The organism is Pseudomonas cichorii (assembly GCF_019719005.1).
In the GTDB taxonomy this organism is placed as follows: Bacteria; Pseudomonadota; Gammaproteobacteria; order Pseudomonadales; family Pseudomonadaceae; genus Aquipseudomonas; species Aquipseudomonas cichorii_E.
In genome coordinates this window covers 328259-339749 of sequence record NZ_JAIGPJ010000001.1, presented here as the reverse complement: position 1 = coordinate 339749, position 11491 = coordinate 328259, and the positions used below count along the sequence as shown (strand labels likewise).

At 60.4% G+C, this 11491-nt stretch carries 14 protein-coding genes; 10 read left to right on the top strand and 4 right to left on the bottom strand.

Translation table 11 applies throughout. The features are described from left to right. Nucleotides 1-81: 81 nt before the first annotated feature. The 3 genes from trxA to K5D32_RS01625 form a co-directional block, all read right to left on the bottom strand. Complete coding sequence (trxA, locus tag K5D32_RS01635; protein ID WP_025262021.1) at nucleotides 82-954, bottom strand: thioredoxin; 873 nt, start codon at nucleotides 952-954, stop codon at nucleotides 82-84. Nucleotides 955-1048: 94 nt separating this feature from the next. Beyond that, nucleotides 1049-1702, bottom strand: a complete 654-nt coding sequence (locus tag K5D32_RS01630) for a methyltransferase (protein ID WP_221599064.1) — start codon at nucleotides 1700-1702, stop codon at nucleotides 1049-1051. Then, nucleotides 1699-2148, bottom strand: coding sequence for a hypothetical protein (locus tag K5D32_RS01625; RefSeq protein ID WP_221556255.1), 450 nt, complete (start codon nucleotides 2146-2148; stop codon nucleotides 1699-1701). Before K5D32_RS01625 ends, K5D32_RS01630 begins: the two co-directional genes overlap by 4 nt. A gap of 193 nt (nucleotides 2149-2341) precedes the next feature. Here K5D32_RS01625 and nrdR point away from each other — a divergent pair, with 193 nt between their 5' ends. The 10 genes from nrdR (at nucleotide 2342) to K5D32_RS01575 (ending at nucleotide 9496) form a co-directional block, all read left to right on the top strand. Continuing rightward, a complete protein-coding gene (nrdR, locus tag K5D32_RS01620) occupies nucleotides 2342-2806 on the top strand; it encodes a transcriptional regulator NrdR (protein ID WP_025262018.1) in 465 nt (154 codons plus the stop codon). Next, nucleotides 2803-3948, top strand: a complete 1146-nt coding sequence (gene ribD / locus K5D32_RS01615) for a bifunctional diaminohydroxyphosphoribosylaminopyrimidine deaminase/5-amino-6-(5-phosphoribosylamino)uracil reductase RibD (protein ID WP_221599063.1) — start codon at nucleotides 2803-2805, stop codon at nucleotides 3946-3948. Before nrdR ends, ribD begins: the two co-directional genes overlap by 4 nt. Before the next feature lie 47 nt (nucleotides 3949-3995). Next, nucleotides 3996-4658, top strand: coding sequence for a riboflavin synthase (locus K5D32_RS01610; RefSeq protein ID WP_198728196.1), 663 nt, complete (start codon nucleotides 3996-3998; stop codon nucleotides 4656-4658). Nucleotides 4659-4675: 17 nt separating this feature from the next. Beyond that, entirely contained in the window at nucleotides 4676-5767 is a 1092-nt protein-coding gene (gene ribBA, locus K5D32_RS01605) for a bifunctional 3,4-dihydroxy-2-butanone-4-phosphate synthase/GTP cyclohydrolase II (RefSeq protein ID WP_200994461.1), read from the top strand. 130 nt (nucleotides 5768-5897) lie between these two features. Beyond that, the gene (gene ribE, locus K5D32_RS01600; protein ID WP_025262014.1) at nucleotides 5898-6374 is read left to right on the top strand and encodes a 6,7-dimethyl-8-ribityllumazine synthase; all 477 of its coding nucleotides are present in this window, start codon (nucleotides 5898-5900) and stop codon (nucleotides 6372-6374) included. Continuing rightward, nucleotides 6371-6868, top strand: a complete 498-nt coding sequence (gene nusB / locus K5D32_RS01595; RefSeq protein ID WP_025262013.1) for a transcription antitermination factor NusB — start codon at nucleotides 6371-6373, stop codon at nucleotides 6866-6868. The genes ribE and nusB overlap by 4 nt, the downstream gene beginning before the upstream one ends. 18 nt (nucleotides 6869-6886) lie before the next feature. Then, nucleotides 6887-7852 carry a thiamine-phosphate kinase gene (thiL, locus tag K5D32_RS01590; protein ID WP_221599062.1) on the top strand — a complete coding sequence of 322 codons (966 nt, stop codon included), beginning with the start codon at nucleotides 6887-6889 and terminating at the stop codon, nucleotides 7850-7852. Continuing rightward, nucleotides 7849-8358: a phosphatidylglycerophosphatase A gene (locus K5D32_RS01585; protein WP_201006974.1), complete on the top strand. Its 510-nt coding sequence runs from the start codon at nucleotides 7849-7851 to the stop codon at nucleotides 8356-8358. The genes thiL and K5D32_RS01585 overlap by 4 nt, the downstream gene beginning before the upstream one ends. Nucleotides 8359-8462: 104 nt before the next feature. Further along, nucleotides 8463-9080, top strand: a complete 618-nt coding sequence (gene ribA, locus K5D32_RS01580) for a GTP cyclohydrolase II (protein WP_221576664.1) — start codon at nucleotides 8463-8465, stop codon at nucleotides 9078-9080. Then, the gene (locus K5D32_RS01575; protein ID WP_221576663.1) at nucleotides 9077-9496 is read left to right on the top strand and encodes an MFS transporter; all 420 of its coding nucleotides are present in this window, start codon (nucleotides 9077-9079) and stop codon (nucleotides 9494-9496) included. Before ribA ends, K5D32_RS01575 begins: the two co-directional genes overlap by 4 nt. Before the next feature lie 57 nt (nucleotides 9497-9553). Here the strand turns inward: K5D32_RS01575 and dxs are convergent, their stop codons facing one another. Beyond that, a complete protein-coding gene (dxs, locus tag K5D32_RS01570) occupies nucleotides 9554-11446 on the bottom strand; it encodes a 1-deoxy-D-xylulose-5-phosphate synthase (RefSeq protein ID WP_221593370.1) in 1893 nt (630 codons plus the stop codon). Between the last annotated feature and the right edge of the window lie 45 nt (nucleotides 11447-11491).

Sequence of the window (11491 nt, the reverse complement as noted above, 5' to 3'; positions counted from 1 at the left end):
ATTTGAAGAATGTGGGGGGGGGGGCCCTGGCCGGGGACGGATGGAGTCGGCGCCCCTCCCCCCCCCGACGAAAATGTAGCTTTAATACAACGCTGCAAACAACTTGCGACGGTAGGTCGTGACCAGCGGATGGTCATTGCCCAGCAGGTCGAACACCTGCAGCAACGTTTTGTGCGGCAGGCCTTCGGCGTAATTGCGGTTGCGAATGAACAGCTTGAGCAAGCCTTCCAGCGCCGCCTCATATTGCTGGCGGGACAATTGCTGGACGGCCAGTTGATGTGACGCTTCATCATCCAGCGGATTCTGCGCCAGACGGGTTTTCAGCTCTGCAGCATCCGGCAGCGTGGCGGCTTCGGCCAGGAACGTCAGTTGCGCCTTCGCGCCCGCGAGTTCGGCCTTGTGGGCGTCGCTCTTGACCGCATCCAGCACGGTGCGTGCTTCGCCCAACTCGCCACGTTCAGCCAGGCAACGTGCATACAGAATCAGTGCCGAGGCATTGGTGTTGTCTTCACCCAGCAGCACTTTGAGCACTGCTTCGGCATCAGAGAAACGGCTTTCGGCGAACAGCGCCTGAGCCTGTTGCAGCGGATCGGCTGCTGGCGGAGGCGGCATGACCACATGCTGTTCGAGGATCTTGCGGATTTCCGACTCGGGCTGTGCCCCGGCAAAACCATCCACCGGCTGGCCGTCCTTGAACAGCACCACGGTCGGCAGGCTGCGAATACCAAAGCGGGCGACGATTTCCTGTTCGATATCGCAGTTGACCTTGGCCAGCAGCAATTCACCCTGATAGCTCGCCGTGATCTGTTCCAGCAACGGCATCAGCACTTTGCAAGGCGCACACCACTCGGCCCAGAAATCCACCAGCACAGGCTGATCGAATGACTTGTCGATCACCAACTGGTCGAAGTTCGCTGCGGTTGTCTCGAAGATATAAGAAGTGTCCTGGCTCATTGCGTGTCTCGCAAAATCTGAATGCCGCCAACTATAAAGGCCTCAAGGCATTGCTGAAAGCGGCGAGTATCAGGGCAAGACCTGCGGTGACGCTTCAGCGTCGGGCGTGATACAGGCTGACGTCGCGAAATTCGTGGGGCTCTGCCAGGTCCGGAAGGGTATGGGCATGCAGCATAGCCAGGCGTTGATAGGCGACATGCCTGAAGTCGCGGACCCGTGAGTCCGCAACCAGTGCCTCGTGGCCACGGCTGAGAAACCGATCCAGCAACGGCAGGTTGGCGCGGTCATACAAGACATCCGCAACCAGAATCAGGTCGAAACGATCGGCTTCGGCAAAGAAGTCTGCCGAGTAACCGAGTTGCACATCATTGAGTCCGGCATTGGCCCGGCAGGCCGCCAACGCCAGCGGGTCCAGGTCGCATGCGACCACTTCGGCGGCCCCGGCCTTGGCTGCTGCAATGCCAGCCACGCCGGAGCCTGCACCGAAATCCAGGACACGCTTGCCCGCTACCCAATGTGGGTGTTCGGCCAGAAAGCGCGCCAGTGCCAGGCCGCTGGCCCAGCAGAAACTCCAGTAAGGCGGTTCATCCAGAATGCGGCGTGTTTCGTCGGGGCTGAACGCGCGGTCCATATTGTCGGCATCGATCAGCCACAGTTTCAGCTCGGTGCCCGGTAACGCGGTAGCGACCAGTCGAGCGTCGCCGAGCAACTGGCTCAGCGACTGCTGAAGGGCGGGCGGCGCACTCATGGCGCGCTGACGAATTGCAACTGTCCCAAAGCTTGAGTGGTGGGCTGTTCGATGCGCAACGAAGGCAGATGGAGGATCAACTGGCCTGATTTGCTGGCGCGTCCGCGCAATTCAACCCGCTGGCCAACCGGGAAGGCTTCGGGGTTGAAGCGCAACTGGAAGGGCAGCGACTGGCCGTTGCCTTGCAGTTTGGTATTGGTCAGCAGTTTCTGCGGGCGGCCACGTTCGTCGATCACCAATACCGCCAGTTCGACTTCCGCACCGGCCGGCACGCCCAACAGTTGCCCGCTCAGCTCCCGTTGATGAGGCAGCAGCGGGCCTGGACCTGCCGGAACCTTGGGGGCTGTCGCCACGGGTTTGGCGGGAGCCGGTTGTGGGGCTTCGGTGCTGCTGCAAGCGCTCAGCAGGCCGATGAGCCCGAGCAAGACAAAGGGGCGTAGCGTCATGAACGGCTCCAACAAAAACAAAATACAAAGGGCCTGTAAAAAGACCGTGATGCAGTATTACCGAATGCAGGCAGTTTCACATCGCCTGGATGCATTTTTATGCGTTATTAACAGCTCGCGGGCAGTGCCGGAGTCTTGTCTTGACGGCGGGATGCGCTACCATGGCGCTCCCCATTTATTGTTGCCTGCCACCATGCACTGTCCCTTCTGCGGTGCCAATGACACCAAAGTCATCGACTCACGCCTTGTTGCCGAAGGCGAACAGGTACGTCGCCGTCGCGAGTGCCTGGCTTGCGGCGAGCGTTTCACGACCTTTGAAACCGCCGAGCTGGTCCTGCCCCGCCTGATCAAACAGGACGGTAGCCGACAGCCCTTCGACGAAGAAAAGCTGCGGGCCGGCATGCAGCGGGCTCTTGAAAAACGCCCCGTGAGCGTCGAGCGTCTTGAGGCGGCCCTTGTACACATCAAGCACAAGCTGCGCGCCACCGGCGAGCGTGAAGTCAAATCCCTGGTGGTGGGTGAGCTGGTCATGACCGAGCTGCAAAAACTCGATGAAGTGGCCTATATCCGCTTTGCTTCGGTCTATCGACGCTTCCAGGATCTCAACGAGTTTCGTGAGGAAATCGAGCGTCTTGCTCGTGAGCCGGGTAAAGAATGAGTACAGCGTTGACTGAGCAAGGAGCTCTGGACATTCATTACATGGCCCGTGCGCTGGAACTGGCGCGCAAAGGCATCTATTCCGCTCATCCCAATCCCCGTGTCGGCTGCGTGATCGTGCGTGACGGCCAGATCGTGGGCGAGGGCTGGCATGCACGTGCAGGCGAACCCCATGCCGAAGTGCATGCCTTGCGTCAGGCGGGCGACAAGGCCCGTGGCGCAACCGCTTACGTCACCCTTGAACCTTGCAGCCACCATGGTCGCACGCCGCCTTGTGCCGATGCGCTGATCAATATCGGTGTTGCTCGTGTTGTCGCTGCCATGCAGGACCCGAACCCTGAAGTCGCCGGGCGCGGCCTGCTGCGTTTGATGGGCGCGGGCATCGCGGTTCAGTGCGGCGTGCTGGAGGCCGAAGCCCGTGCGCTGAACAAGGGCTTCCTCAAGCGAATGGAAAAAGGCCTGCCTTATGTGCGGGTCAAACTGGCCATGAGCCTGGATGGTCGTACGGCCATGAGCAGCGGTGAAAGTCAGTGGATTACCGGCCCTGAAGCCCGTTCCGCCGTGCAACGGCTGCGAGCGCAGTCGAGTGTGGTGCTGACGGGTGCCGATACTGTACTGGCCGACAAGGCGCGGCTGACTGTGCGCCCCGACGAGCTGGGCCTGAATGCAGAACTGAGTGCCCTGGCCGCCACGCGCCCGCCCTTGCGGGTCTTGATCGACAGTCGTCTGCGAGTGCCGCTGGATGCACCGTTCTTCAAGGCTGGCAGCGCTCTGGTTGCGACCCGCGCCGCCGCGTCGGCACGTAGCCGCTATCACGATGAAGGCCACGAAATGCTGGCCCTGGCCAACAACGATGGCCATGTTGACCTGCGCAAGTTGCTGGTCGAGCTGGCGGCGCGTGGCGTCAATGACGTGCTGGTCGAAGCGGGGCCGCGTCTGGCCGGTGCTTTCACACGCCTGGGGCTAGTCGACGAATATCAGATTTTCATCGCGGGCAAGTTCATGGGCTCCACGGCCCGCCCGCTGCTCGACCTGCCGCTGGCACAAATGAGCGAAGCCCTGGAGCTGAAGATTGTAGAAATGCGCGCAGTCGGCAATGACTGGCGAGTCATCGCTCTCCCTGTTATGGCTCAGGGCGTATAATTCCCGGCTTTCGCTTAGCGCGCAGCCCTTGTTCTCCCGGAGGACCCATGTTTACCGGCATTATCGAATCCATCGGCAGCATCCGCGCCCTGACTCCCAAAGGCGGCGATGTCCGCGTTTACGTGGAAACCGGCAAGCTCGACTTGAGTGACGTCAAACTGGGCGACAGCATCGCGGTCAACGGCGTCTGCCTGACCGCCGTTGAATTGCCGGGTGATGGTTTCTGGGCTGACGTCAGTCGTGAAACCCTGACCGTTACCGCGTTTGTCGACCTCAAGACCGGCAGCCGGGTCAACCTGGAAAAAGCCCTGACCCCGACTTCGCGTCTGGGTGGCCATCTGGTCAGCGGCCATGTCGATGGCGTGGGTGAAATCGTCTCCCGTGAAGACAATGCCCGTGCGATCCAGTTTCGCGTGCGCGCTCCCCGCGAACTGGCCAAGTACATCGCTCATAAAGGTTCGATCACCGTCGATGGCACCAGCCTGACCGTCAACTCGGTCAATGGCGCTGAATTCGAGCTGACCATCGTGCCGCACACCCTGGTCGAGACCATCATGGCCGACTACCGCCCGGGCCGTAAGGTCAATCTCGAGGTGGATCTGCTGGCGCGCTATCTGGAGCGTCTGCTGTTGGGTGACAAGGCTGCCGAGCCAGGCCATGGCGGGATCACCGAAAGCTTTCTGGCCGAGAACGGCTACCTCAAATCCTGAATTGAAGGGGGTGCCGAGTGGCGCTCAACACGATCGAAGAACTGGTTGAAGACATCCGCCAGGGCAAGATGGTCATCCTGATGGATGATGAAGACCGCGAGAACGAAGGCGACCTGATCATGGCCGCCGAATGCGTCAAAGCCGAACACATCAACTTCATGGCTAAGTACGCCCGTGGCCTGATTTGCATGCCCATGACCCGCGAGCGTTGTGAAACCCTCAAGCTGCCGCTGATGGCGCCGCGTAACGGTTCCGGTTTCGGCACCAAGTTCACCGTCTCCATCGAAGCGGCCGAAGGCGTGACCACCGGCATTTCTGCTGCTGACCGTGCCCGTACCGTGCAGGCGGCTGCTGCAAAGGATGCCAAGGCTGAAGATATCGTCAGCCCAGGCCATATCTTCCCGTTGATGGCCCAGGCTGGCGGAACCCTGTCCCGTGCCGGTCACACGGAAGCAGCATGCGATCTGGCGCGCATGGCCGGTTTCGAGCCGAGCGGCGTGATCTGCGAAGTGATGAACGACGACGGCACCATGTCCCGTCGTGCCGAGCTCGAAGCCTTTGCCCTTGAGCACGACATCAAGATCGGCACCATTGCCGACCTGATTCACTATCGGATGATCCACGAACGTACCGTTCAGCGGATTGCCGAGCAGCCAATGGACAGCGAGCTGGGTCATTTCAATCTGGTGACCTACCGCGACTCCGTCGAGGGTGATGTCCACCTGGCGCTGACCCTGGGCAATATCTGTGCAGAAGAACCGACCCTGGTTCGTGTACACAACATGGACCCGCTGCGCGACCTGCTGATGGTCAAGCAACCGGGCCGCTGGAGCCTGCGGGCCGCGATGTCTGCGGTTTCCGAGGCGGGCAGCGGTGTGGTTCTGTTGCTCGGTCACCCGCTCGATGGCGATGTTCTGCTGGCCCATATCCGGGAAAAAGCCGGGCAACAGGTCATCAAGACACCGACCACATACAGCACGGTTGGCGCCGGTTCCCAGATCCTTCGTGACCTCGGCGTGCGCAAAATGCGCCTGATGAGTTCACCAATGAAGTTCAATGCGATATCCGGTTTCGATCTGGAAGTTGTAGAATACGTGCCCTCCGAATAAATACCGGCAGGTCGTTGTGTGCTGACGCTTGTGTTTTGCATGTTCCGGCCTGGCAGTTCCGATTCGTGGCCTACAATCCCTGACAGTCCGCCCCAAGGCGGGCTTGCTCTTTAATACGAGACTCACCCCAATGACCTTGAAGACCATCGAAGGTACCTTCATCGCCCCACAAGGCCGCTATGCCTTGGTAGTTGGCCGTTTCAACAGCTTCGTCGTGGAAAGTCTGGTGAGCGGCGCTGTCGATGCGCTGGTTCGCCATGGCGTGAGCGAAAGCGACATCACCATCATCCGTGCGCCGGGTGCTTTCGAGATTCCTCTGGTTGTGCAGAAAGTTGCCCAACGCAAAGAGTTCTCGGCCATCGTCGCCCTGGGCGCAGTGATCCGTGGTGGTACTCCGCACTTTGAATACGTGGCTGGCGAATGCGTCAAAGGCCTGGCTCAGGTTTCCATGGACGCAGGCATTCCAGTCGCTTTCGGCGTACTGACTGTCGACTCCATCGAGCAAGCCATCGAGCGTTCCGGCACCAAGGCCGGTAACAAAGGCGCTGAAGCTGCACTGTCTGCCATTGAAATGGTCAGTCTGCTGTCGCAGTTGGAGGCCAAGTGATTTCCGACGATAGCGATCAGTTCAACCCGCGTGACGCCCAGTCTCCCGAGGCAGCCAAAGGCAAGAGCGCCAAACGTCGCGAAGCGCGTCAGCTCGCGACCCAGGCGCTGTACCAGTGGCACATGGCAGGTCATTCGTTGAACGAAATCGAAGCGCAGTTCCGCGTCGACAACGATTTCAGTAACGTCGACAGCGCTTACTTCCGCGAGTTGCTGCATGGTGTTGCCACCAACAAGACCGAAATCGATGTCGCACTCAAGCCTTGCCTTGACCTGACCGTCGAAGAGCTGGACCCGGTTGAGCTGGCGGTATTGCGCCTGTCCACGTTCGAACTGCTCAAGCGCATCGACGTGCCTTATCGCGTTGTGATCAACGAAGGCATCGAGCTGGCAAAAGTCTACGGCTCCACTGACGGCCATAAGTTCGTCAATGGCGTGCTGGACAAGCTGGCGCCGCGTCTGCGCGAAGCTGAAGTGAAGGCCCACAAGCGCTGATTGGCGCCTGGACTTCACATGGGTGAATTCGAGCTGATCCGCAATTACTTCGCTGCCGCGCCCTGTGCGCAGGACGGCGAAGGCGTTGCACTTGGCATCGGCGACGACTGCGCGCTGCTGGCGTTACCGCCCGGCGAGCAGTTGGCGATTTCCACCGATACGCTGGTTGCCGGGGTGCATTTTCCCGACGTCTGCGATCCCTTTCTGCTTGGCCAGCGCGCCCTGGCGGTTTCTGCCAGCGATCTGGCTGCCATGGGTGCCCGCCCTGTGGCCTTCACACTTGCCCTTACCTTGCCTCAGGTCGAAGCCGACTGGTTACAGGCCTTTGCCGAAGGTTTGAACCTGATGGCGCAGGGTTGCTCGTTGCGCCTGGTGGGAGGCGATACTACCCGTGGGCCGCTGAGCCTGACGCTGACAGTGTTCGGTGCGGTGCCTGCCGGTCAGGCCCTGACTCGCAGCGGTGCCCGTGAAGGCGATTTGCTGTGTGTCGGTGGAGCCTTGGGCGATGCGGCGGCAGCCTTGCCGCTGGTGCTGAATCAGCGCAGCGCCGAGCCTTCGATTGCCGAACCCTTGCTTGCTCGTTACTGGTCGCCACAGCCGCAACTGGCGCTGGGGCAAGCGTTGCGTGGCAAGGCTACGGCTGCGCTGGATATTTCCGATGGCTTGCTCGCGGACTGTGGGCACATTGCCCGGTCGTCGGCTGTGCGCCTGCTGGTCGAGCGGGACAAGCTGCCAATGTCTGCGCCCTTGCTACAGTTGTTTGATCTGCCTGCTGCACAGCAGGCGGCGCTCAGTGGTGGCGATGATTATCTGCTGGCCTTCACGCTGCCGCCCGAGCAACTGTCTGGTCTGCTCGATGCAGGCTGGCCGGTGCATGTGATCGGGCGAGTGGTCGAAGGGCAGGGCGTTGCCTTGCTGGATGCCGATGGGCAAGACATCACGCCTGCCGCGCTGGGCTATCAGCATTTCCGGAGTGAAGCGTGAAAAACAACCCCGAACAGGTTCCAGCCGAGTTTGTACCACCTTCGGTCTGGACCAACCCCTGGCATTTTCTCGCCTTCGGTTTTGGTTCGGGCACGTTGCCCAAGGCTCCCGGAACCTGGGGTTCGATCGTTGCCGTGCCATTCATTCCCTTGTGGCAAATGCTGCCGGGCTGGGGTTACTGGCTCATGCTGGGCGTCACCATGCTGTTTGGCTTCTGGCTGTGCGGCAAGGTGGCGGACGATCTGGGCGTACACGACCACGAAGGCATCGTCTGGGACGAAATGGTCGGGATGTGGATCACCCTCTGGCTGGTGCCCGAAGGCTGGGCATGGTTGCTGGTGGGTTTTCTGGTGTTCCGCTTTTTCGACATCCTCAAGCCATGGCCCATTCGCTGGCTGGACCGGCATGTTCACGGAGGCTTCGGCATCATGATCGATGATGTGCTGGCCGGTGTGTTTGCCTGGTTTTCCATGCAGGGACTGGTCTGGGCCTGGGGTCTGATCTAGCTTTTTGATATTAATGAGTAAGAATTCAGCCTAAGCGTCCCCAGGAACGTGCTGTTACAATCGGACCTTGCGAATTCTCAGTCTTCTACTACCAGGAGCACACGGTGCCCGTCGTATTTGTTGCTGCCTCCAAGCTGCCTACCCCTTTTGCAGAATTCACCATGAACGGCTTTTTCGAGCAGGAAACCGGGCGCGAGCACGTGGTTCTGAGCCTGGGTGATATTGCCGATGGCGCTCCTGTTCTTGGGCGGGTGCATTCCGAATGCCTGACCGGCGATGCCCTGTTCAGCCAGCGGTGCGACTGCGGCTCGCAACTTGAAGCTGCCTTGCGCGCCATTGCCACTGAAGGTCGCGGTGTGCTGCTGTATCTGCGTCAGGAAGGTCGCGGCATCGGCCTGATGAACAAGATCCGCGCCTACGAATTGCAGGACGGCGGTGCAGACACTGTTGAAGCCAACGAGCGTCTGGGCTTCGCGGCCGATCAGCGTGATTACGCGATCTGCCTGCCGATGCTGCAACACCTGAAGGTCGGTTCTCTGCGCTTGATGACCAACAACCCGCGCAAGGTCAAAGCCTTGACCGACATGGGTATCAAGGTTGCCGAGCGTGTGCCGCTGCACACCGGTCATAACCCGCATAACAAACTCTACCTGGCGACCAAGGCCGGCAAGCTGGGCCACATGATGGGCAATGAGCACCAGAGTGAGGTCGATCCGGCGTGAATCGCAACAATGTGCGCAGACGGATGGCGCTGGCCTGGTGGCAGCAACTGGGTCTGAGTCTTGCGCCATTGTTGGTGGTTTGCATCTTTCTGGATGCGGGCGAAGTCCTGATTCATGTACTGGCAATGCCGTTGTTCATCGCCGGTGTCGCGTCGATGTTCCTTAGCCTCAAGCCTTTCGGCGCTTTCAAGCGTGCCTTGATTGCCACTCAGGCGGCACTCGATACACCTGAGGAAACCGCCGCTTGGCTCAAGCTTGCTGCGACTCGCCGCATTGCCTTTCTGTTCGCCGGGATTCCGGCCTGGGTGGCGGCTGGGGCCTTGTTCATCGGGCTTGAGCCGGTGCCCGTGTTTCTGCTCGCGCTTTCCACTGTGGCGCTGTTTTACCTGTACCGCATCCCGCCGCAACTGGGATAAATCTCAGGTACAAAAAAGGCGCTCACTGAGCGCCTTTTTGCTTTTGCCGGTTCAGGTTCAGCCGATCAACGCCAACCGTGCATTGATTGCTGCTTCAATACCTTCGGCATCCAGTCCACACTCGGCCAGCATCTGTGCTGGCTTGGCATGTTCGACATAGATGTCCGGCAAGCCGAGATGCAGCACTGACTTGAGGATATTCTCCCGAGCCAGGAACTCGCTGACCGCCGCGCCCGCGCCACCCATAATGGCGTTTTCTTCGATGGTGACCAGCAAATCATGGCCGGCTGCCGTTTCCCGGATCAGGGCTTCGTCCAGCGGTTTGACGAAACGCATGTCGATCACCGTGGCATCGATTTTTTCCGCGACTTCCAGCGCATCGGCCAGTTGCACGCCGAACACCAGCATGGCAACGCGCTTGCCTTGACGACGCACCACGCCTTTGCCGATTTCGATGGGTTGCAGGCCGTTATCGATCACTGCATTCGGGCCAGTGCCACGCGGGTAGCGCACAGCGGCCGGGCCGACATACAGGTAACCGGTGTTGAGCATCTGGCGCAGCTCGTTTTCATCGCTCGGCGTCATCACCAGCATGCCGGGAATGCAGCGCAGGTAAGACAGATCGAAGCTGCCAGCGTGAGTCGGGCCGTCTTCACCCACCAGACCGGCGCGGTCGATGGCGAACAGCACGTCGAGGTTCTGCACCGCCACGTCATGCACCAGTTGGTCATAACCGCGCTGCAGGAAGGTGGAGTAGATCGCGACCACCGGCTTGCTGCCTTCACAGGCCATGCCGGCAGCGAGGGTCACCGCGTGTTGTTCGGCAATCGCCACGTCGAAGTAGCGACTCGGGAAACGCTCGCTGAACTCCACCAGATCGGAGCCTTCTTTCATGGCCGGGGTAATGCCCACCAGCCGTGAATCGGCCTTGGCCATGTCACAGATCCACTGACCGAACACGCCCGAATACTTGGGCCCGCTGGCTTTTTTCGGCGCGGCGGGAGCATTCAGCGGGTCGAGCTTGGTGATGGCGTGATAGCCGATAGGATCGACTTCGGCTGGCGCGAAGCCTTTGCCTTTCTTGGTCACGACATGCAGGAACTGCGGGCCTTTGAGGTCACGCATGTTACGCAAGGTGGCGATCAGGGTCGGCAGGTCGTGGCCATCGATAGGGCCGATGTAATTCCAGCCCAGTTCTTCAAACAGCGTGCCGGGGACCAGCATGCCTTTGGCGTACTCTTCGGTGCGCCGGGCAATTTCCCAGGCGCCGGGCAGACGGGAAAGCACTTTTTTGCTGCCTTCGCGCATGCTGGTGTAGGTACGGCTGGAAAGAATCTTGGCCAGATAGTTCGACAGCCCGCCGACATTGCGTGAGATCGACATGTCGTTGTCGTTGAGGATCACCAGCATGTCAGCGGCAACTTCCGGCGCGTGGTTCAGCGCCTCGAAAGCCATGCCTGCGGTCAGGGCGCCGTCGCCGATGACCGCGATGGACTTACGGTCGCTGCCTTGCAGACGGGCGGCAATCGCCATGCCCAGCGCAGCACTGATGGAGGTGCTGGAGTGCCCGACGCCAAAGGTGTCGTACTCGCTCTCGCTGCGACGCGGGAACGCGGCAATGCCGTCCTTCTGGCGCAGAGTGGTCATGCGCTGGCGGCGGCCGGTAAGGATCTTGTGCGGATAGGCCTGATGACCGACATCCCAGACCAGACGGTCATCCGGGGTATCGAACACGTAATGCAGGGCGATGGTCAGTTCGATGACGCCAAGGCCTGCACCGAAATGCCCGCCGGTCTGGCCAACGGAATAGAGCAACTCCAGGCGCAGTTCATCGGCCAGGGTTTCCAGCTCGGCTTCACCCAGGCGGCGCAGGCCGGCCGGTGTATCTGCACGGTCGAGCAACGGCGTAACCGGGCGCTCGCGGGGAATCTCTTTGAACGTCGTGGGCATCAGGCGAATCGTTATAAGTAAAAGAGGCGGCAGTTTACCTTATGC

What these genes read in the sequence shown, in the direction of transcription:
- ribE (WP_025262014.1), top strand. Translation starts at nt 5,898, where the DNA reads ATGACCTTGAAGACCATCGAAGGTACCTTCATCGCCCCACAAGGCCGC.
- trxA (WP_025262021.1), bottom strand. Translation starts at nt 954, where the DNA reads ATGAGCCAGGACACTTCTTATATCTTCGAGACAACCGCAGCGAACTTC.
- ribD (WP_221599063.1), top strand. Translation starts at nt 2,803, where the DNA reads ATGAGTACAGCGTTGACTGAGCAAGGAGCTCTGGACATTCATTACATG.
- K5D32_RS01610 (WP_198728196.1), top strand. Translation starts at nt 3,996, where the DNA reads ATGTTTACCGGCATTATCGAATCCATCGGCAGCATCCGCGCCCTGACT.
- nrdR (WP_025262018.1), top strand. Translation starts at nt 2,342, where the DNA reads ATGCACTGTCCCTTCTGCGGTGCCAATGACACCAAAGTCATCGACTCA.
- K5D32_RS01630 (WP_221599064.1), bottom strand. Translation starts at nt 1,702, where the DNA reads ATGAGTGCGCCGCCCGCCCTTCAGCAGTCGCTGAGCCAGTTGCTCGGC.
- K5D32_RS01625 (WP_221556255.1), bottom strand. Translation starts at nt 2,148, where the DNA reads ATGACGCTACGCCCCTTTGTCTTGCTCGGGCTCATCGGCCTGCTGAGC.
- thiL (WP_221599062.1), top strand. Translation starts at nt 6,887, where the DNA reads ATGGGTGAATTCGAGCTGATCCGCAATTACTTCGCTGCCGCGCCCTGT.
- dxs (WP_221593370.1), bottom strand. Translation starts at nt 11,446, where the DNA reads ATGCCCACGACGTTCAAAGAGATTCCCCGCGAGCGCCCGGTTACGCCG.